The following is a 20757-nucleotide window of genomic DNA, read 5'->3' as shown; positions in this document are numbered from 1 at the left end:
TCAGTGACGCGCAGCTACGTGTTCCCGGCCTCGTTCGCCCAGGAGCGCCTGTGGTTCCTGAGCAGGCTGGAACCCGACATCCCCGTCCAGAACCTCAACGTGCGGATCGACCTGCCCGGAGAGATCGACCCCGACCGGCTGCGGAAGGCCCTGGCCGGGGTGGTCGAGCGGCACGAGGCGCTGCGCACCGCCCTGGTGGTCGAGGACGGCGCCCTGGTGCAGCTCGTCGCGGTGGAGCTGCCCGTCACGATGGCCGTCACCGACCTGACCGCGGACGACGGCCGGGACGGCCCCGGCCGGGAGAAGGCGTTCGACGAGCTGGCCGCCCGGGAGGCGGCGCGGCCGTTCGAGCTGGGCGCCGCGCCGTTGTGGCGCGCGCACCTGGCGCGGGTGGCCGCCGAGGACTGGCGCCTGGTGTTCGTCGTGCACCACGCGGTCTTCGACGCCCGGTCGGGGATCAACCTCTCGGACGAGTTGACGGAGCACTACGAGGCGCTCGGACAGGGCAGGCCGCCGCGCCTGCCCGAGCTTCCCGTCCAGTACGCCGACTACGCGGTCTGGCAGCGGGAGCACCTCGGCGGGGGCGTGCTCGACGGCCAGCTCGGCTACTGGCGGGAGAAGCTCGACGGGATCCCGGCGGACGTGGAGCTGCCCGCCGACCGCCCGCGCCCCGCCCGACGCACCTACGCCGGCGCGGACTACCACGCCGACCTGCCCGCCGGCCTCGCCGCCGACCTGGAGGCGCTGGCGCGGGGGCGGGGCGCGACGCTGTTCATGGCGCTGCTCGCCGGCCTCAAGGCCGTCCTCGCGCGCTTCGCCGGCCGGGACGACGTGGTCGTGGGCTCGCCCGTCGCCGGGCGCGACCTGCCGGAGGTCGGGCCGCTGATCGGCATGTTCGTGAACACGCTGGTGCTGCGCACCCGGTTCGACGGGGACCCGTCCTTCGCCGAGGCGCTGGAGCGGGTGCGGACCACCGTCGTGGACGCCCTGGACCACGCGGAGGTGCCGTTCGACCGGCTGGTCGAGGCCCTGCATCCGCACCGCGAGGCGAACAGGCCGCCCCTGTACCAGGTGCAGTTCAACCTGCTGCCCATGGGCGGGCGCCCCCTGTTCTCCAACGGCACCGCCCAGCTCGACCTGAGCATGGACGTGGTCAGGACCGGCGACGGGATCGGCGTCTGGGTGGAGTACAGCACCGAGCTGTTCGAGGAGGAGACCGTCGCCCGGCTGGTCACGGCCTACCGCGTCCTGCTGGAGGCGGCCGTGGCCGACCCGGAGGCCCGCCTGTCGGAGCTGCCCGTGATGACCGAGGGGCAGCGCCGCCGGCTGCTGGCCGAGGCCAACTCCACGGCGGCCCCCTACCCGGAGCTGCCGCTGCACGAGCTGTTCGCCGAGCAGGCGCGCCGCGTCCCCGGCGCCACGGCGGTGTGCACCCCCGAGGGCGCCGAGCTGACCTACGCCGAGCTGACCTATGCCGAGCTGGACGAGCGGTCGGCGGCCCTCGCCCGCGAGCTTCGCGCGTGCGGCGTCACCGACGAGTCGTGCGTCGCGGTGTGCCTGCCGCGCGACCCCGCCCTCATCGTCGCCCTGCTGGCGGTCCTGCGCGCGGGCGCCCACTACCTGCCCCTGGACCCCGCCTACCCGCCGGAACGGCTGAGGTACATCCTGGAGGACTCCGGCGCCCGCCTCGTCCTCACCCACCCCGCCCTCCGCGACCGCCTCCCGGCGCAAGGCCCGCCCCAACTGCTGCTCGACGGCCTCGCACCCACGGCCGGGCCCTTCCCGGACGGGCACGCGGGCGAGACGGAGCCCGACGGCCGCGCGATCGCGCGCGAAGCGCTCCCGGACGGGCCGGCGGGGCCGCAGTCCCCGGAGCCGGCGCCGTCACCCTTGCCGGAGGTCGGCCCCGACCGGCTGGCCTACCTGATCTACACCTCCGGGTCGACCGGCCGCCCCAAGGGCGTGGAGGTGCCGCACCGGGGCGTGGTCAACCTGGTCACCGACGTGCTGCGTGAGCAGGGCGACGGCGACGTGCTACTGCTCACCTCGCTCTCCTTCGACATCGCGGCGCTGGAGATCTTCACTCCGCTGCTGTCCGGCCGCACGCTGATCGTCGCGCCGGACGAGGCGGTCAAGACGCCCAAGGAGGTGCGCAGGGCCGCCGAGCGGGCCGACCTGGTCCAGCTCACCCCGTCGGTCGCCGAGATGCTGCTCGGCGAGCTGCCGCACGGGCTGCCCCGGATCATCGTCGGCGGCGAGGCGCTGCCGCCCGACCTCGCGGGCAGGCTGCTCGACGTCACCCCGAGCCTGTGGAACTACTACGGGCCCACGGAGACGACCGTCTGGTCCACCCGTCACCGCGTCGAGCCCGGCTCGGCGGGCATCGGCACCCCGGTCGCCAACACGCAGGTGTACGTGGTGGACGCCGCGCTGCGCCCGGTCCCCGCCGGGGTGCCGGGGGAGCTGCTCATCGGCGGCGCCGGCGTGGCGCGCGGCTACCACGGCCGCGCGGGGCTGACCGCCGAGCGGTTCGTGCCCGACCCGTTCGGCGCCCCGGGCGGACGCCTGTACCGCACGGGCGACCTGGTGCGCTGGAGCGCCGCCGGGGTGCTGGAGTTCCTCGGCCGCCTGGACCACCAGGTCAAGGTGCGCGGCGTGCGGATCGAGCCGGACGAGGTCGCGGCCGTGCTCGCCGAACACCCCCGCGTCCGCCGCGCCGTCGTCGTCGTCCGCGACGACGCCCCGGGCGGCCGAGGCCTGGTCGCCTACGTCGACTGGGCGAGCGGCGAACCCACCCCCGACCCCGGCCCCGCCGGGCATGCGGCGGACACCGGGCACGCGGCGGACACCGGGCACGCGGCGGACACCGGGCACGCGGCGGACACCGGGCACGCCGAGGCGGTGGCGCGGTTGCGGGAGCACCTGCGGCCCCGGGTCACCGACGCGATGATCCCGGTGGCGTTCGTGCTGGTGGACGGCTTCCCCATGCTGCCCAGCGGCAAGCTCGACCGCGCCGCGCTGCCGCCTCCGGCCGCCGGGCCTGCGCCGTCCTTCGTGCCTCCACGCACGCCGATGGAGCAGACCCTCGCCGCCGTCTGGGGCGAGCTGCTCGGGCGCGAGCGTGTCGGCGTGACCGACGACTTCTTCGCGCTCGGCGGGCACTCGCTGCTGGTGGTGCGCCTGATCGGGCGGATCGCCGACGAGTTCGGCGTGGAGCTGTCCCTGCGGCGCTGCTTCGACGCCAGCACGGTCGAGGAGCAGGCCCTCGCCGTGCTCGAGGCGAGCCTGACGGACGCGGACCTGCTCGACCTGCTGGCGGAGGAGGAGCGGTGACCGACGTCGACGGGTTGCGCGAGAGGCTCGCCCGGCTCACCCCGGAGCAGCGCGCGGCACTGGAGTCCCGCATGGCAGGCGCCCGGACCGCCGGGCGATCGCCGGGCGCCGGTTCCGCCCGGCGATCGGGCTCCGGCCCCGCCGGGCAGCCGCCGATCCCGCGCCGGGACGATCCGGACGCCCCCGTGCCGCTGTCGGACGCCCAGCGGCGGCTGTGGTTCGTCGACCAGCTCGACCCCGGCAACCCCGCGTACACGCTGTCGTGGGCGTACCGCGTCGACGGCGAGCTGGACGGGCAGGCGCTCGCCGCCGCCTTCGACGCCCTGGTCGACCGGCACCCCGTCCTGCGCGCCGTGGTCACCGTCCACGCCGGCGAGCCCCACCAGGAACCGGGCCCGACCCGCCCCACCCTCCTGCTCACCGACCTGTCCGACCCATCCGGCCCTTCCGGGCTTTCCGGCCCGTCCGACCGTTCGGACCCCTCCGCGCTCTCTGGCCCGTCCGACTGGTCAGCCCCGCCCGGCAGATCCGACATAGCTAGCATGTCCGGGCGCGGGCCCACGCCGGAGGCGACCGAGGCGGCGATGGCGCTCGCCTCCGAGGAGGCGCGGTTCCGGTTCGACCTCACCGCCGGGCCGCTCGTCCGCGCCCGTCTCATCCGGCTGGCCCCCGAAGCCCACCTGCTGACGCTGACGCTGCACCACATCGTGGCCGACCGGTGGTCGGTGGCGATCCTCTTCGAGGACCTGCTGAACCTGTACGAGGCGCGAAAGCCCTCGGGCCCGCGATCGCGGGCCGGGGAGACCACACGTTCTCCGGACGGCCAGGCCGTGGGTTCTGCGGACGGCCAGACCGCGGGTTCTCTCGACGACGAGACCACGGGTTCTTCGGACGGCGAGGCCGTCGGGGCGCCGCCCGTGGCGTACGCCGACTACGTCGCATGGCAGCGGGGGCGGCCGGTGGGGGCCGAGAGCCTGGAGTACTGGCGGGGGGCGCTCGACGGCCTGCCGGAGGTGCTCGACCTGCCCGCGGACCGGCCGCGCCCGCCCGTCCGGGCCAACGCGGGCGAACGGCTGCTGTTCCGCCTGGACGCGGCCCTGACCGGCGAGCTGCGGCGGATGGCCCAGCGCGAGCGCGCCACCCTGTTCATGGTGCTGACCGCGGGCCTGCAGGCGCTGCTGGCCAGGTACACCGGTCAGACCGACATCCCGCTCGGCACCCCGATGTCGTCACGCCCGCACCCCTCGCTGGACAGGACGGCGGGCCTGTTCCTCAACACGGTCGTGCTGCGCGGCGACCTCACCGGCGACCCGGGCTTCGCCGGCCTGCTCCGGCGGACCCGCGAACGCGTCCTGTCGGCCTTCGAGCACGCCGGCCTGCCGTTCGAGACGCTGGTCGAGCAGCTCGTCAGCGGGCGCGACCTGTCGCGCAACCCGCTGTTCCAGGTGATGCTGGCCTTCCAGAACACCCCGTCGCTTCCCGGCGGCGGCCACGGCCTCACGCTGGAGCGCCTCGACGTCCCGCCGGGGACGGCCATGTTCGACCTCGACTTCATCGTCGAGGAGCGCGCCGACGGCGGGCTGCTGTGCGTGCTCGACTACGCGACCGACCTGTTCGACCGCCCGCGCATGGAGCGGCTCGCCGGTCACCTGCGCACCCTGCTCGCGTCCGCCGCCGCCGACCCGGAGACGCCGCTGTCGGCGCTGCCGCTCATGGACGAGGACGAGCTGCACTGGACGCTCCACGGCCCGAACGCCACCGTCGCCGCCTACCCGGACCGCCCGCTGCACGAGCTGGTCGCCGAGCAGGCCGCGCGCACGCCCCTGGCGGTCGCCGTCGAGGGGGCCCGGGGCTCGCTCACCTACGCGGAGCTGGAGTCGCGCGCCGACCGGCTGGCCCGGCGGCTGGTCCGGCTCGGGGTGGGCCCCGAGACCCGGGTGGGCGTCTGCCTGCCGCGCGAGCCCGAGCTGGCGACGGCGCTGCTCGCCGTCCTCAAGGCCGGCGGCGCCTACCTGCCGCTGGACCCCGACTACCCCGCCGACCGCCTCGGCCACGTCGTCCTCGACTCCGGCGCCACCCTCGTCCTGACCGTCGCCGCCCTGGCCGACCGCCTCCCCGATCCCCGCCCCCCGCTCCTCCTCCTGGACGCGCCGGAGGCCGACCTGGGGCCGGACCATGACGGGCCGGACGAGCTGCCGGTCGTCCCGCTGGACCAGGCGGCCTACCTCATCTACACCTCCGGCTCGACCGGACGGCCCAAGGGGGTGGTGGTGCCGCACCGGGGCGCGGTCAGCCTCCTGTGGGACGTGCGGCGCAGCCCCGGCCTGGCGCCGGGGGACCGGTTCCTGTTCCTGACGTCGCTGTCCTTCGACATCGCCATGGTCGAGCTGTTCGGGCCGCTGGTCACCGGCGGCACGGTGGTGGTCGCGTCCACCTCCGACACCGGCCGCGTGCGCGACCTCGTTCAGGGGGGACGGCTGCACACCGTCCAGACCACGCCGTCGGTGCTGGAAGCCCTGCTGCCCGCGCTCGCGGGCGGCGTTCCGAGGATCATCAGCACCGGCGAGGCCCTGCCGCAGCCCCTGGCGGCCCGCCTGCTCAAGACGACCGGCGAGCTGTGGGACCTGTACGGGCCCACGGAGACGACCGTCTGGTCCACAAGGCGGCGCGTCGAGCCAGGCTCGGCCGGTATCGGCATCCCGGTGGCGAACACGCGGGTGTACGTCGTGGACGCCGCGCTGCGCCCGGTCCCCTCCGGGGTGGCCGGGGAGCTGCTGATCGGGGGGGTGGGCGTGGCGCGCGGCTACCACGGCCGCCCCGGGCTCACCGCCGAGCGGTTCGTGCCCGACCCGTTCGGCCCGCCGGGCGGACGGCTGTACCGCACGGGCGACCTGGTGCGCTGGAGCGCCGACGGCACGCTGGAGTACCTGGGCCGCATCGACCACCAGGTGAAGATCCGCGGCGTGCGCATCGAGCTGGACGAGGTCGCGGCGGTCCTGACCGGGCACCCCCGGGTCGGGCGCGCCGTCGTGACCGTCCGCGACGACGCCCCGGGCGGCCGTGGCCTGGTCGCCTACGTCGACTGGACGGGCGCCACCGGCCTCGTCCCCCGTCGCGAAGTGGCCGGCGAGCCTGATGCGGCCGACGTTGACCAGGTCGCGGGCGCCCCCGCGGCCCTCGGGGCTCGTGCGGCCGGTGGCGACGACGCGGCGGGGGATCCCGCGGCCGAGCTGCGTGCCTATCTGCGTGCGCGGCTGCCCGAGGCCATGGTGCCCGCCGCCTTCGTGGCGCTGGAGCGCTTCCCCACCCTGCCCAGCGGCAAGCTCGACCGGGCCGCGCTGCCCGCACCGGCGGCCGAGGAGGCCGGGGCGCGGGCGCGCGTCGCACCGCGCACCGACGAGGAGCGGGCGCTGCACGCCATGTTCGCCGAGCTGCTCGAACGCGACGACATCGGCGTCGAGCACGACTTCTTCGCCATGGGCGGCCACTCGCTGCTCGCGCTGCGCCTCGTGACGCGCCTGCGCGAGGCGTTCGGCGTGGCCGTCCCGCTGCGCCGCTGCTTCGAGACGCCGACCATCGCGGGCCTGGCCCCGCTGCTCGCCGGCAGGTCGGCCCAGGCGGTCGCCGGGACGATCCCGCCGGCGGGCGACGACCCGGTGCCGCCCTCGCCCGCCCAGGTCCGCCTGTGGTTCATGGACCGGCTCGACCCCGGCAACCCCGCCTACAACGTCGCCTGGGCCGAGCGCCTGCTCGGCCCGCTGGACGCCGAGGCGCTGGCCGGCGCGTTCGACGCCCTGGTGGACCGGCACGAGGCCCTGCGCATGGTGATCACCGACGAGGACGGCGAACCGCTGCTGGCGGAGGGGCGCCACCGCCCCGCCCTCGTCACGCGGGAGGTGAGCCTTGAGGCCGCGGACGAGGCGGGCCGCGCCGGGCCCGCCCTTCCGGCAGGGGACCTTTCTACGGCTTCCGAAGCCGCCGCCGAGATCGGCCGTGCCGAGGCGCGGCACCGGTTCGACCTGGCCGAGGGGCCGCTGATCAGGGCGACGCTGCTCCGGGTGGCCCCGGAGGAGCACCACCTGCTGCTCACCCTGCACCACGTGATCACCGACAGGTGGTCGCTGTCGATCCTGCTCCGCGACCTGATGGAGCTGTACCGGGCACGCGTCTCCGGCGACCGCCCCGAGCTGCCCGAGCTGACCGCCGGGTTCCGGGACTTCGCCGTCTGGCAGCGCGGACGCCCGAGCGGCGGCGCTCTCGACTACTGGAAGCGGGCGCTCGCCGACCTGCCCGACACGCTCGACCTGCCCGCCGACCGCCACCGGCCGGGACGGCCCACCTTCGAGGGGCGGCGGCTGACGTTCACCGTCGACGCCGGAACGGTCGCCGCCGTGCGGGCGTTCGCCCAGTCGCGCGGCGCCACGCCGTTCATGGTGATGCTGGCCGCGCTCCAGGCTCTGCTGTCCCGCTACACCGGCAGGACCGACATCCCCGTCGGCACGCCGGTCTCCGGGCGCGACCACCCCGCCGTCGAGGAGGTCGCCGGGCTCTTCCTCAACACGCTGGTGCTGCGCGGCGACCTGTCCGGCGATCCCGGCTTCGCCGAGCTGCTGCACCGCACCAGGGAGCGGGTGCTGGAGGCGCACGACCACGCCGATCTGCCGTTCGAGGTCCTGGTCGAGGAGCTGGCCGAGAAGCGCAGCCTGTCGCGCAACCCGCTGTTCCAGGTGATGTTCGCCTACCAGAACGTCCCGCCCTCGCCGCCCGAGGCGGCGGGCCTGACGCTGCGGACCCTCGACCTCGACCCCGGCGTCGCGCAGGTGGACCTGCACCTGGTGGTCGAGGAGGCCGGGGACCGCCTGGTCGGGCTGCTGCACTACGCGACCGACCTGTTCGGCCACGAGCGCGTGGAGCGCCTCGCCGAGCACTACCGCGCCTTCCTCGCCGCCGCCGTCGCCGAGCCGGACACCCCGATCTCCGCCCTCCCGCTGCTCACCGCCGGTGAGCTGGCGACCATCGAGACGGCCAACGCCACCGCCCGCGTGTACGAGGACCCGGACGGCGACGCGGCGACCCTGCACGGCCTGGTGGCCTGGCAGGCGGCGGCGACGCCGGACGCCCCGGCGCTCGGGTACGAGCGGCCGGACGGGCGGGGCCGGGCCTGGCTGACGTACGGGCAGTTCACCGACCGGGTGAACCGGCTGGCCGGCACGCTGCGGCGGCACGGCGCCGGCCCGGACCAGGTGGTCGGGGTGTGCCTGGAGCGCGGAGCCGACCTGGTCGTCGCCGTGCACGCCGTCCTGGCCGCCGGCGCCGCCTACCTCCCCCTGGAGCCCGGCCACCCGGCCGAACGCCTCGCGTTCATGACCGCCGAGGCCGGCGCCCGCCTCGTCCTCACCACCGCCACGACGGCCGCGTCCCTCCCCGCCGAAGTCACCCCCATCCTGCTGGACACCCCCGACGTCGCGCCCACCGAGGTTGTGCCCGCTGACGCCGCGCCCGCCGACGCCGCTTCTGCCGAGGACGCGCCCGCCGACGTGGCGGTCCTGCCGGACGTGGACGTGCCGCAGGACGCGCTGGCGTACGTGATCTTCACCTCGGGCTCGACCGGGCGGCCCAAGGGCGCGGGCGTGTCACATCGGGCGATCGTCAACCGGCTGCGCTGGATGCAGGAGACGTTCGCCCTCGGGCCGGACGACCGGGTGCTGCACAAGACGCCGTTCACCTTCGACGTGTCGGTGTGGGAGCTGTTCTGGCCACTGATCACCGGCGCGGGCATGGTGGTGGCACGCCCGGGCGGGCACGCCGACCCCGCCTACCTCGCGGACGTCATCGAGGCCGAGGCGGTCACCACGCTGCACTTCGTGCCGTCCCTGCTGGACGCCTTCCTCGACGAGCCCGGCCTCGAACGGCGGCTGAGCGGCGTGCGCACCGTGGTCTGCTCCGGCGAGGCCCTGCCCGCCGAGCTGGCCGGACGCCTCACCCTGGCCGCCCCCGCCGCCGGGCTGCACAACCTGTACGGCCCGACCGAGGCCGCCGTGGACGTGTCGTGGCACGCCTGCGCCCCGGGGGAGGGCACGGTGCCGATCGGCCGGCCGATCGCCAACACCCGGCTGGAGATCCTGGACGCCCGGCTGAACCGGGTGCCCGTCGGCGTGCCCGGCGAGCTGTGGATCGGCGGCGTGCAGCTCGCCCGGGGCTACGTGAACCGGCCGGCCCTGACCGCCGAGCGTTTCGTGCCCGACCCGCACGGCCCGCCGGGGGCGCGCCTGTACGCCACCGGCGACCTCGCGCGGTGGCGGCCGGACGGCGAGATCGAGTACCTCGGCCGCACCGACTTCCAGGTGAAGATCCGCGGCATGCGGGTCGAGCTGGGCGAGATCGAGGCGGCGCTGGCGTCCCTGCCCGGTGTGCGGGCCGCCGCCGTCCACGCCGTGCGAGACGGCGCCGGCCTCCGCCTCGCCGGCTACGTCGTCCCCGACCGCCCGACCGGCACGGCCCCCGCCCAGGCGAGCCCGGCGTCCGTCCCCGAGCATCCGGCCACCACGCCCCCCGCCGAGGCGGGACCGGTGTCCGTCCCCGACCGCCCGGCCGGCACGACTTCCGTCCGGGAGCCGGCCGCCACGGCCCCGGAGCACGCGACCGGCACGGCTTCCGTCCGGGAGTGGCGCGACGCGCTCGCGGCGCGGCTGCCCGACCACATGATCCCCGCGAGCTGGGTGGTGCTGGACGAGCTGCCCGTCACCGGCAGCGGCAAGCTCGACCGGCGCGCCCTGCCGGTGCCGGGCCCCGACGAGCGGGCTCCCCACGACGACCCGCGCGGCCCGGCCGAGGCGGCCGTCGCCGAGGCGTGGCGCGCGGTGCTGGCCCTCGACCGCGTCTCCGCGCACGACAACTTCTTCGCCGTCGGCGGCGACTCCATCCGCAGCCTCAAGGTGGTGGCGAGGCTCCGCAAGGAGGGCTACGGCGTCCGGCTGGAGCAGGTCTTCCTGCACCAGACCGTGCGCGAGCTGGCCGCGCACCTGCGTTCCGCGCGGGACGACACCGAGCCGGAGCAGCCGAGCGCGGCGGCCTTCGGCCTGCTCAACCCCGATGACATGGCCCGACTGCTCGGAGGTGAGATGCGATGACGGTCACGGCCGGTCCCGCACGAGGTCTCGAGGACGCCTATCCGCTGGCGGCGCTCCAGGCCGGCATGCTGTTCCACAGCGAGTACGAGCCCGGCGCGCCCACCTACCACGATCTGACGACCATCACCCTGCGCGGCCGGTTCGACCGCGCGGCCTTCGCGGCGGCGCTCGCGGAGGTGACCGCCGGCCATCCCGTCCTGCGCACCTCCTTCGACCTCGCCGGGTTCAGCGAGCCCATCCAGCTCGTGCACCGGTCCGCCGAGCTGCCCCTGGAGGTCACCGACCTCACGGGCGAGGCCGACGCGCCCGCCCGGCTGCGGGAGTGGTCGGAGCGGGAGAAGCTGCGCCCGTTCGACTGGGCCCGCCCGCCGCTGGCCCGCGTCCACGTGCACCTTCTCCCCGGCGGCCTGTTCGCGTTCAGCCTCAGCTTCCACCACGCGATCCTCGACGGCTGGAGCGTGGCCGCGTTCACCACCGAGCTGTTCCGCCGGTACGCGGCGCACCTGGCCGGCGCCCCGCTCCCGGTGCGGCCGCCCGGCGCGGCGTTCCGCGACCTGGTGGCCCGCGAGCGCGCCCTGGTCGCCTCCCCGGAGGCGAAGGACTTCTGGAACGCCCGGGTCGCCGACGCCCCCGACACCCGGATCCCGCGCCTGCCGGGCGCCCCGGCCGGGGAGACGCGCGCCGTCGACGTCCTGGCCGCACCGGTGCCCGCCGGCGTGCTGGACGACCTGCGGGCGGTGGCGCGGACGCTCCAGGTGCCGTTGCGCACCGTGCTGCTCGCCGTCCACGCGCGGGTGCTCGCCCTGCTGACCGGACGGCCGGAGGTGATGACCGGCCTGGTCACGCACGGCCGCCCGGAGAGCGAGGCCGGCGAGGAGGTGCTCGGGCTGTTCCTCAACACCGTTCCGCTGGGGGTGGACGCCGGCGCGCCCACGTGGGGCGCGCTGGTGCGGCGCGTCTTCGACGCGGAGGTCGCGCTGCTGCCGCACCGGCAGTACCCGCTGTTCGAGATCCAGCGCGCCAGCGGACGCTCGCCCCTGCTGGACGTGCTGTTCGACTTCCGCGACTTCCACGTCTACCGCGGCATGCCCGCGGAGGCGGGGATCGAGCTCCTCGACCAGGAGTTCTTCGAGCAGACCGACCTGCCGCTCACCGTCAGCTTCGGCCGGAGCAGGGACCACGGCGGCTTCGACCTGACCCTCACCTACGACCGCGCCCAGTTCACCGCCGCGCAGATGGAGCGGATCCGCGACCACTACCTGACCGCGCTGCGCGCCCTGGCCGCCGGGCCCGACGGCGACCCCCGTCCGTCGGCGCCCTACCTCGCCGCGGACGGCGACACGATCGAGCGCTGGAACGCGACGCGGCGGCCGTACGCCGCCGGGACGCTGCACGAGCTGATCGCCGCGCAGGCCGCGCGCACGCCGTCGGCGCCGGCCGTCGGCTACGACGGCCTCTGGCTGACCTACCGCGAGCTGGCGGCACGGGCGGCGGCGGTGACGTCCCTGCTGGTGGGCGCCGGCACCCGTCCCGGCGACGTCGTGGGCGTGCACCTGCCGCGCGGCCCGGAGCTGCTGCCCGCGCTGCTGGGCGTGCTCGGCGCGGGCGCGGCCTACCTGCCGCTGGAGCCCGGCCTGCCCGCCGAGCGGCTGTCGTACATGATCGAAGAGGCGCGGGCCCGCACGGTGCTGGTGGTCGGGGAGACCGAGGGCGCGGTGCCCGGCGGCGTCGCGCTGCGCGTGGACGCGCCGCCCGCCGAGGCCCCGGCGGGCCACGCACCGCCGTCCGTCCCGCCCGACGCCCTGGCGTACGTGATCTTCACCTCCGGCTCCACCGGCAGGCCGAAGGGCGTGGGCGTCTCCCACCGCGCGATCGTGAACCGCCTGCTGTGGATGCAGGAGACGTTCGGGCTGACCTCCGCCGACCGCGTCGTCCAGAAGACGCCCATCGGGTTCGACGTGTCGGTGTGGGAGCTGTTCTGGCCGCTCATGACCGGGGCCGGGCTCGCGGTCGCCCGGCCGGACGGGCACCGGGACAGCGCCTACCTGGCCTCGCTCATCGAGACGGAGGGCGTCACGACCCTGCACTTCGTGCCGTCCATGCTGGAGCTCTTCCTGGAGGAGCCCACCCTTCCCGGGCGCATGCGGCGGGTGATCTGCTCGGGTGAGGCGCTGCCCGCCGAGCTGGCCTGGCGCTTCCACGAGCGGCTGCCCGGCGTGGGCCTGCACAACCTGTACGGCCCCACCGAGGCGGCCGTGGACGTCTCGTGGCACGCCTGCGCGGCCGGCGAGAGCGTCGTCCCCATCGGGCGGCCCGTCGCCAACACCCGGCTGGAGGTGCTCGACACGCGCGGCGAGCGGGTGCCCGTCGGGACGCCCGGGGAGTTGTGCATCGGCGGCGTCCAGCTCGCCCGGGGCTACGTGAACCGCCCCGCGCTGACGGCCGAACGGTTCGTCCCCGACCCTTACGGCCCGCCGGGGGCGCGGCTGTATCGCTCCGGCGACGTGGCCCGGTGGCTGCCGGACGGCGAGATCGAGTACCTCGGCCGCACCGACTTCCAGGTGAAGATCCGCGGGCAGCGGGTCGAGCTGGGCGAGATCGAGGCCCGGCTGGCCGCGCTGCCCGAGGTCAGGACCGCCGTGGTGGCGCTGCGCGGCGGCACCCTCGCCGCGTACGTGGTGCCCACCGAGCCCGGCGCCGACGTCGACCTCGCCGCGCGGCTGCGCCCCGTCCTGCCCGACCACATGGTGCCGTCGGCCTGGGTGCCGCTCGACGCCCTACCGGTCACCGCCAACGGCAAGCTCGACCGGGCCGCGCTGCCCGACCCCGGCATCACCGGCCGCGCTCCCTACCTGCCGCCGCGCGACCCGTTCGAGGCGCGCCTGGCGACCCTGTGGGAGGAGACGCTGGGGCTGAGCGCCATCGGCGTGCACGACGACTTCTTCGCGCTCGGCGGCCACTCGCTGCTGGCGCTGCGGCTGGCCATGAAGCTGCGCAAGGAGCTGGGCCGGGAGATCCCCGTCTCGCTGGTGCTCACCGCGCCGACCGTGGCGCTGCTCGCCGTCGCGTTGCGCCGCCCGCAGGACAGCGAGGGCGGGCAGCGCATCGTGCCGCTGCGGCCGGGCGGCGACCGTCCGCCGGTCTTCCTGTCGCACGCCCTGGGCGGGCAGGTGTTCCGCTACCTGCCGCTGACCCGCCACCTCGGCCCCGACCAGCCGGTCCACGCCATCCAGGCCAGCGGCCTGGCGCCGGGCGAGGAGCCGCACACCAGCATGGAGGAGATGGTCGACGACTACGTCGGCCACCTGCTCAAGGTGCGCCCCGAGGGCCCGTACGTCCTCGGCGGCTACTGCATCGGCGGCAACATCGCCCTGGAGACGGCGCGGCGGCTGCGCGAGATGGGGCACGAGGTCCCGCTGGTCGTGCTCTTCTACTCCGACGCCGACGAGCCGGTGATCCGCGGGTCGCTCCAGGACGACGCCGTCCTGCTGATGCACGCGCTGGCCGGCGGCTCGGTGGAGGCCGACCTGGAGAGCCTGCGGCGCATGGAGCCCGACGAGCGGCTGCTCGCCGTCATCGAGGCCGCCGCCAAGGCCGACCGGCTGCAGCCCGACGCCGCCGACCTGGAGCAGGCGCGGCGCTTCGTGAACGTCTTCCGCGCCAACGCGCACGCCGTCGGTTACTACCGGCACGAGTCCTACGACGGCGACGTGCTGCTGTTCTCGCCCGCCCGGGAGGGCGCGGACCCGGACGACATGGGGTGGCGCGCCGTCGTCACCGGCCGGCTGCGCATCTCGCCCATCCTCGGCGAGCGCTTCACCGTCATGTACGAACCCCTGGTCGCCGACGCGGCCGCCGAACTGAGGAGTTGCATGGATCATGGCCTCACCCACGACTGAGCGGGCGGAGCCGGCCACGCTGTGGAAGCACCCGGACTTCCTCAAGCTCTGGGCCGGCCAGAGCCTTTCTCAGGTCGGCACGCAGGTCACCGTCCTGGCGATGCCCATCGTGGCGTACCTGCTGCTGAACGCCTCGGTCGCCGAGATGGGCTTCCTCGGGGCGCTCGCCCGGCTGCCCCTGGTGCTGTTCCTGGTCGTCGGCGTCTGGGTCGACCGCATGCGTCACCGGCCGGTGCTGGTCGTCAGCGACTTCGCCCGGGCCGCCATCCTGCTCACGGTCCCGCTGTTCTTCTTCATGGACATGCTGACGCTGTGGTGGCTCTACGTCGTGGTGTTCACGATGGGCCTGTTCGGCGTGCTGTTCGAGATCGCCTACCGCTCCTACCTGCCGAGCCTGGTGCCGGGCGAGCTCCTCGGCGAGGGCAACAGCAAGCTGCAGCTCAGCGACTCGGTCGCCAAGGCCGTGGGGCCGAGCCTCGCGGGCGTGCTGGTGGCCGCGCGGTCCGCGCCGCTGGTCATCATCATCGACGTGGTGACGTACCTCACCTCGGCGATCTGCCTGCTGTTCATCCGCAAGCCTGAGGACAAGCCGCAGCCGGAGCCGGGCGGCCCCTCGATGCTGCAGGCCATCTGGCACGGCCTGCGCTGGGTGATGGGTCAGCCGATGATCCGTCCGCTCGCGATCGCGAGCGCCGTGTACTCGTTCTTCGACATCGGCATCCTGCAGACGCTCTACTTCCCGTACGTCGTGGAGGACGCGGGCGTGCCCGCCGCCTGGGTCGGCGGCGTGCTGGCCGTGGGCGGCGTCGGCGCGATCGCGGGCGCCTGGCTGGCGGTCCGCCTCATGAAGTCCGCCGGGCCGGGCCCGACGATGCTGTGGGCCACGGTCATCGGCAACAGCTCGCTGCTGCTGGTGCCGCTGGCCGGCGGGCCGCTGTGGCTCGCGCTGACCATGCTCGGGGTCTCGCAGCTCATCGTCGGTCTGACCACGCAGATCTTCGTGGTCAACAACATCACCGTGCTCCAGACGGCCACCCCCCGCGAGATGGTCGGCCGCGTCATCGCCACCATCTGGGCCATGGGCCTCATCCCCGCCCCCCTGGGCGCCCTGGTCGCGGGCCTGGTGGGCCAGGCCATAGGCATGCGCCCGGTCGTCTTCGCCGCCGCCCTGATCGGCGCCCTCGTCCCCATAGCCGTCCTGGCCTTCTCCCCCATCCCCAAACTAAAGAAAATGCCAGAAACCCTCTCCGCCTAACCCCCTCCCCGGCGCCGCCCGTTCTCTCGGGCGGCGCCGGCGATCGTTAAGCAGCCCTGCCCTCGAAATGGTGCCTTCGGCGCAGCCTTATTCAGCGACCCTCGACCTGCCCGATGCAGGTCCGTCGCGCGGGGCGTCCCACCGCCGATCCAGGGCCGGTTGAAAATGTTCATTGATGAGAAAACGTTCAGTAGTAACACTGGAGTTGCATGTGGTCGAAGCGGATGTAGGTTCTGACGCCGTTGCTGTTGCCGTAGATGACCTGCAGGTAGATTTCCCCGTAGGATTGCAGGTTGAGTCCGGTTATGTAGACCTGCCTGTAGCCGCCTCCGGCGACCCACGGATAGGTTTCCGCGATGACGCGCCATCCGTTCGGGTTCCAGATCTGCAGGCCGACCTGCGCGCCGGAGGCCAGGACGTTGAACCAGACGGCCGCCGAGCAGTTGTAACGGGGGCTCATACTGGCGAGGGGTTTGCGGATCCGGTTGGCGGCCCAGCCGTTGCCCACGTAGAGCCAGCCGTCGTTCAGCCCCGAATGGGCCACCCCTCCGTTGATGTCGTAGCCGGCGACGCCGTCTCCTTGGCCGCCTCCCTCCCATGTGGTCCAGGGGGTCGGTCCTTCGAGGCTGTCGACCCAGTCGATGACTCCTGCCTGGGCCGGAGAGGCGGTGCCCGCCACCGTTCCGGTCGAGGCGACCACGATGGCGATCAGCAGGGCCAGCGCCCGGCGTAATCGCGTTCTACGGATTAGCGTGTTCAAGATTCCTCCGGAAAGGCGTTGGGTAGCCCGGGACAAATCGAGTATGGACGCGCCCGCGACCGCCGTCTATTTAAGGTCGGGCGAACCGGGACTCCGGGCGCCCGAAACCTAGTGCCGCCTGGATGAATCCTCGTATCCGGCGAAATGCGGCGGCGCGCGCTTTACCGGGGCACGCCCGGGACCGGCCACCGAAATATGCCCATTCCACAGCCTTTTTCATCCCCGTGCGAGGGCTGGCTGGTCACAGCATGATCGCGGGTTGGGCGTCTGGCCGCAGACGTAGTGAGGCCCCTGGTGGATGAGTCGAAGCCGCGAAGTCCAGACAAGGCTCAGTGGTGCCTTCGGCGCAGTCTTCTCAGGCGACCTCCGCTTGCCCGCGCAGGTCCTTGGCGCGGACGTCCCCCCGCCGATCCATGTGCCGGAGGGTGTGGGCATCGTGTCCGATGCCGGCACTGCCGCCGGGGCGAAGTCCTTTTGGGAGGAAAGCTGGACTACAAGCGGCTGTTGAGGGAGATGGTGAGTTCTCTGGCTCGTCGCGCCCGGCCGTCGTGGGCACCGGAAGTACGTTACCTGGCCGAGCGTCACCGCATCCTCCAGTAGCCGGACGCGAACCAGAAGTTCGCCCACGCCGGTTCGGTCCCGTAGCGGACAGTGAACGTACGGTCACGGCATGACAGCAGTCTGTGATCAGGAATCGACATGAGCCGCCCCGTGGGACGGCACCGGGAAGGCGGGCGTCCGCCCGGGTTCACCTCCCGCCGCTTCGCCCGGGCGAAGAAGGCCGCCGCCGCGCAACTTGACCAGCTGGAGCCCGCCTGGGTGGTGATGTACGGCGAGGGGACGCGGCAGTTCGTGGCGTTCGCGCGGTGGGCGGCAGAGCCGGTGTGCATCGCGGTGTCCGGTGCCGAGGAGTTGCGGCACCTGATGCGCGAGGCCGAAGGCCTGGTAGCGGCCCTGGCCGCCCAGGACGCCATCGCCCACACCAACGGCTACGCCACCGGGTGACCTGGCGGCCGTGGTGGCTCGTGCTGACCATGCTCGCGGTCAATCTGCGGGACGGCTCATGCCTCGAAGGGGGCCTTCTCTACCGCATCGGCCGCGTTGGACGTGCCGTTCTCCGTTCGCATGGCTGACGCGATCGCGGCCGCCCGGCGCTTGGGTTCCGGCCCCAGTAGCGATTCGATCGCCCGCAGAAGGCTCTTCTCGGTGAGGTCGGCGAACCGCATCGCTCGTCCGACGCCCAGGCGTTCCAACCGGTTCGCCCAGAAGGGCTGGTCCATGAAGACCGCGGCGGCGACGGTCGGGAGGCCCGCTCCGATGGAGGCGGCGGTGGTGCCGGCGCCGCCGTGGTGCACGGCCACTCGACAGCGCGGCAGTACCGCCCCGTGGTCGACGGCGGGCGTGACGTGGATCGGGCCGTCCGGGGCCGGCGTCCTGCGCAGCTCGGTCCAGCCCGCGACGACGAGCCCGCGCATGTTCAGCGCGCGGCTGACGTTCGTGACCATCTGAAGCATCGCGTCCGGGTCGAGGACCGGCATGCTGCCGAAGCCGAAGTAGATCGGCGGGTCGCCGGCGTCGAGCCATCGTCCGAGATCGGGGTCGGCGGTGGCGTCGCCGAAGGCCTCGTGCTGGGCTCTCGTCGGTTCGATGAAGCCGGTCAGCGGGCGGCGCGGATGCCAGTCCACGAGCTCGGGGGTCAGATGGCGGCTGTAGGCCTGGATCTGGAGGGCGTCGACGCGGTACAGCCCGGCCTCGGTGGGCTTGGAAACCGGCGGCAGGGCGAGAACCTGGCGGATGCGCCTGATGTCGGCTTCGAGGGACTTCCAGGTGGCCCGCTCGACGTACCAATGGCTGGCCTGCCGGAGCCCGCCCGGGAGTCGGCGGGTCGTCGCCAGGAACGCGGGGTACACGGGGTTGCCGCCCCAGGGAGCGTGATGGAGGGTGACCAGCGGCACCCCGTACGCCTCGGCGATGCAGGCCGTGTCGTCCTCGCTGTGCTTGCCCGCGATGAGCAGGTCGGCACCTCGCGCGAGCGCGATCATCTCGTCCTGGACGGTCGTCACCCGCTCGCGGCGGATGCCGGCGATGTGCTTCAGGAACGCCCTGGCGTTGCCCGACGCCATGAGCCGCTGCCCCTCGGGCGACTGGAAGATGCCCTTGATGTCGGCACTCAACGGGGCCGTCCGCAGGCCCAGGCTAGCGACGAAGTCGATCAGATCGTGGGTGGTCGCCACCAGCACCTGGTGGCCCCGAGCCTGGAGCTCCGCCGCCAGGACGGCCGGCGGCTGCACGTCGCCACGGGTCCCAAGGGCGCAGACGACGACGCGCACACCACTCTCCATCCCCCGCGGATCTCCGGTCGGCAGGCGCAAGCCTACGCAAGCGGCGCGCACACCGGAGATCGGCAGGCGATGGATGGCGTCTACCCGCCAAACGAGAGCGGGCACTCCGCCGTCGACGGCCCGTTACCGGTGGCTCCGGGCTTGAGATCGAGATCGAGACGCGACGGCTCTCGGGGCCGCGATGCGAGGATGGCGGGATGATCGGTTTTGCCTCTTACGACGGGACCGTGCTCGTCTGTCATGAGCGGGGAGAAGGGCCGGCGCTGGTCTGCTTGCCGGGCGGGCCGGGGCGGTCCTCGCGATACCTGGGAGACCTCGGCGGTCTGGCGGCTCAGCGTCGGCTCTTCTTGCTGGACAACCGAGGAACCGGCGAATCCGCGGCGCCGTTGGATCCAGGCACCTATGCGGTGGACCGCATGGTCGCGGATGTCGAGGCGCTGCGTGTGCGTCTGGGGTTCGAGCGGATGGACCTGCTCGGGCATTCGGCGGCCGGAGGGCTGGCGTTGCTGTATGCGGCCCGGTATCCCGAACGGATAGGGCACCTGGTGTTGGTCACACCGACCGTGCACCTGGTGGGGATCGAGATAACCGATGAGCAGTGGTACGCCCAGATCGAGCGCCGCGCTGACGAGAGCTGGTACGAGAGCAGACTGCCAGACCTCAAGGCGTGGGACGCGGGCGATGAGAGCCGGCGCCTGAGGGCGCAGCCGTTCTTCTACAGTCCTTGGAACGAGACCGCCGAAGCGCACGCCACCCGGTTCGCCGAACGCTCGGCCGAGGCGGCGAAGCGCTTCCACACCGCCATGCCCGCTGCCGAGAACACCCGCGCGAGCCTGGCGAAGGTCACCACGCCGGTCCTGGTGATCGCGGGAGAGCGGGATCCAGGACCATCACCCGCCCACGCGGCCGAGCTGGCCGCGATCTTCCCGCGCGGGACCAGCGTCGTGCTGCCCGGGGCTCACTACCCCTGGGTCACCGCTCCGAAGACCTTCGCCGAGGCAGTCGAGGGCTTCCTCGCCGGCTAGCCGACCGGCAGCACCAGATCCTCCTCCTCCACATCCCGCGGGACCGCACGGTTTCGGCTCTGTCGCGAGCGTCAGCGCGTCAGAGCGGCCCCCAACCGGCGGATCACCTCGTCCTCGCCGGGGTCGGGGTCGTCATCGTCTCCACGAACGCGTCGAACGCGCGGATCCCCGCGATCTTCTCCCCGCCATCCGCGAGCACCGGCACGGTCACCCACGGCGTCGGCAGGAACGAGTTCGGCGGTTCGGTGAGCACCGGGCGTCAGCCGCGACGCCGGACGCCGAGCCTTGCCATTGCGGTACGCAGAGCACGGTCGTCATGCGGCGCCCCTAGATCAGTCGCGCACGGGCGGTGCGTCTGGATTCGCGGTGATCGCCACCTGGACGTCGTGCGTCCGGCACGATGATCCGATGACGATGAGGAACGGCAGGCGGTGGAACCACAACATCCACTACCACCCGTGCATCCTGCGCGCGGTTCCCGAGGGCGCCCGGCGCGCGCTCGATGTCGGGTGCGGGGAGGGGATGCTCGCTCGTGAACTGCGGCGGGTCTTACCGCAGGTCACCGGCATCGACCTCGACGCGCCAAGCATCGCCCAGGCCCGCGAGCACCCCGACGACGTCGACTACATCCTCGGCGACTTCCTCACCCACCCGTTCGCGCCCGCCTCGTTCGACGTAGTCGCGTCGGTGGCCACCCTGCACCACATGGACGCCGCCACCGGGCTGGCCCGCATGCGCGAGCTGCTGCGTCCCGGGGGCGTGCTGGCGATCGTCGGCCTCGCCCGCAGCACCATGCCCCACGACCTGCCGCGCGACCTCGCGGGCGTCGCCGTCAGCACCTTCCACCGCGCCGCGAAGGGCCACTGGGAGCACCCGTCCCCCCTCGTGTGGCCGCCCCCGGTGACGTACCCGCAGATGCGCGCACTGGCCGCCGACCTCCTGCCCGGCTCCCAGTACCGCCGCCACCTGATGCTGCGCTACAGCATCACCTGGCGCAAACCCCAGAACTGAGC

Annotated in this window: 10 protein-coding genes; 7 read left to right on the top strand and 3 right to left on the bottom strand. The window is 73.8% G+C overall.

The window, feature by feature from the left end; genetic code table 11:
- Window positions 1–3: 3 nt before the first annotated feature.
- Genes PYR91_RS08220 through PYR91_RS08205 form a run of 4 tightly spaced genes read left to right on the top strand, consistent with a single transcriptional unit; the run spans window position 4 to window position 15617 of the window.
- Entirely contained in the window at window positions 4–3333 is a 3330-nt protein-coding gene (locus PYR91_RS08220; RefSeq protein ID WP_279778666.1) for an amino acid adenylation domain-containing protein, read from the top strand.
- On the top strand, window positions 3330–10463 hold the full coding sequence (locus PYR91_RS08215) for a non-ribosomal peptide synthetase (RefSeq protein WP_279778665.1): 7134 nt from the start codon (window positions 3330–3332) through the stop codon (window positions 10461–10463). Before PYR91_RS08220 ends, PYR91_RS08215 begins: the two co-directional genes overlap by 4 nt.
- Window positions 10460–14362, top strand: coding sequence for an amino acid adenylation domain-containing protein (locus PYR91_RS08210; protein WP_279778664.1), 3903 nt, complete (start codon window positions 10460–10462; stop codon window positions 14360–14362). Before PYR91_RS08215 ends, PYR91_RS08210 begins: the two co-directional genes overlap by 4 nt.
- Window positions 14343–15617: an MFS transporter gene (locus PYR91_RS08205; protein ID WP_279778662.1), complete on the top strand. Its 1275-nt coding sequence runs from the start codon at window positions 14343–14345 to the stop codon at window positions 15615–15617. Before PYR91_RS08210 ends, PYR91_RS08205 begins: the two co-directional genes overlap by 20 nt.
- 187 nt (window positions 15618–15804) lie before the next feature.
- Here the strand turns inward: PYR91_RS08205 and PYR91_RS08200 are convergent, their stop codons facing one another.
- The gene (locus PYR91_RS08200) at window positions 15805–16377 is read right to left on the bottom strand and encodes a hypothetical protein (protein ID WP_279778660.1); all 573 of its coding nucleotides are present in this window, start codon (window positions 16375–16377) and stop codon (window positions 15805–15807) included.
- A 699-nt stretch (window positions 16378–17076) separates the two neighbouring features.
- Here PYR91_RS08200 and PYR91_RS08195 point away from each other — a divergent pair.
- Window positions 17077–17382: a hypothetical protein gene (locus PYR91_RS08195; RefSeq protein WP_279778659.1), complete on the top strand. Its 306-nt coding sequence runs from the start codon at window positions 17077–17079 to the stop codon at window positions 17380–17382.
- Window positions 17383–17438: 56 nt separating this feature from the next.
- Here the strand turns inward: PYR91_RS08195 and PYR91_RS08190 are convergent, their stop codons facing one another.
- Window positions 17439–18707, bottom strand: a complete 1269-nt coding sequence (locus PYR91_RS08190) for a glycosyltransferase (RefSeq protein WP_279778658.1) — start codon at window positions 18705–18707, stop codon at window positions 17439–17441.
- 209 nt (window positions 18708–18916) lie between these two features.
- Between PYR91_RS08190 and PYR91_RS08185 the strand changes: the two genes are divergently transcribed.
- The gene (locus tag PYR91_RS08185; protein WP_279778657.1) at window positions 18917–19744 is read left to right on the top strand and encodes an alpha/beta hydrolase; all 828 of its coding nucleotides are present in this window, start codon (window positions 18917–18919) and stop codon (window positions 19742–19744) included.
- 103 nt (window positions 19745–19847) lie between these two features.
- Here PYR91_RS08185 and PYR91_RS08180 read toward each other — a convergent pair whose 3' ends face one another.
- The gene (locus PYR91_RS08180) at window positions 19848–19997 is read right to left on the bottom strand and encodes a hypothetical protein (RefSeq protein ID WP_279778655.1); all 150 of its coding nucleotides are present in this window, start codon (window positions 19995–19997) and stop codon (window positions 19848–19850) included.
- 155 nt (window positions 19998–20152) lie between these two features.
- Here PYR91_RS08180 and PYR91_RS08175 point away from each other — a divergent pair, with 155 nt between their 5' ends.
- Window positions 20153–20755 (top strand): class I SAM-dependent methyltransferase, encoded by a 603-nt coding sequence (locus PYR91_RS08175; RefSeq protein WP_279778653.1) that lies wholly within the window; start codon window positions 20153–20155, stop codon window positions 20753–20755.
- Window positions 20756–20757 lie beyond the last annotated feature (2 nt).

The sequence above is a fragment of the Sphaerisporangium sp. TRM90804 genome (assembly GCF_029846175.1).
Classification (GTDB): Bacteria; Actinomycetota; Actinomycetes; order Streptosporangiales; family Streptosporangiaceae; genus Sphaerisporangium.
Note: the sequence above shows the minus strand (reverse complement) of the source record. Positions and strands in the feature narration are given on the sequence as shown.

Coding starts and splice junctions, on each gene's coding strand:
- PYR91_RS08210 (WP_279778664.1), top strand. CDS start 10,460: ATGACGGTCACGGCCGGTCCCGCACGAGGTCTCGAGGACGCCTATCCG.
- PYR91_RS08205 (WP_279778662.1), top strand. CDS start 14,343: ATGGCCTCACCCACGACTGAGCGGGCGGAGCCGGCCACGCTGTGGAAG.
- PYR91_RS08195 (WP_279778659.1), top strand. CDS start 17,077: ATGAGCCGCCCCGTGGGACGGCACCGGGAAGGCGGGCGTCCGCCCGGG.
- PYR91_RS08185 (WP_279778657.1), top strand. CDS start 18,917: ATGATCGGTTTTGCCTCTTACGACGGGACCGTGCTCGTCTGTCATGAG.
- PYR91_RS08175 (WP_279778653.1), top strand. CDS start 20,153: ATGACGATGAGGAACGGCAGGCGGTGGAACCACAACATCCACTACCAC.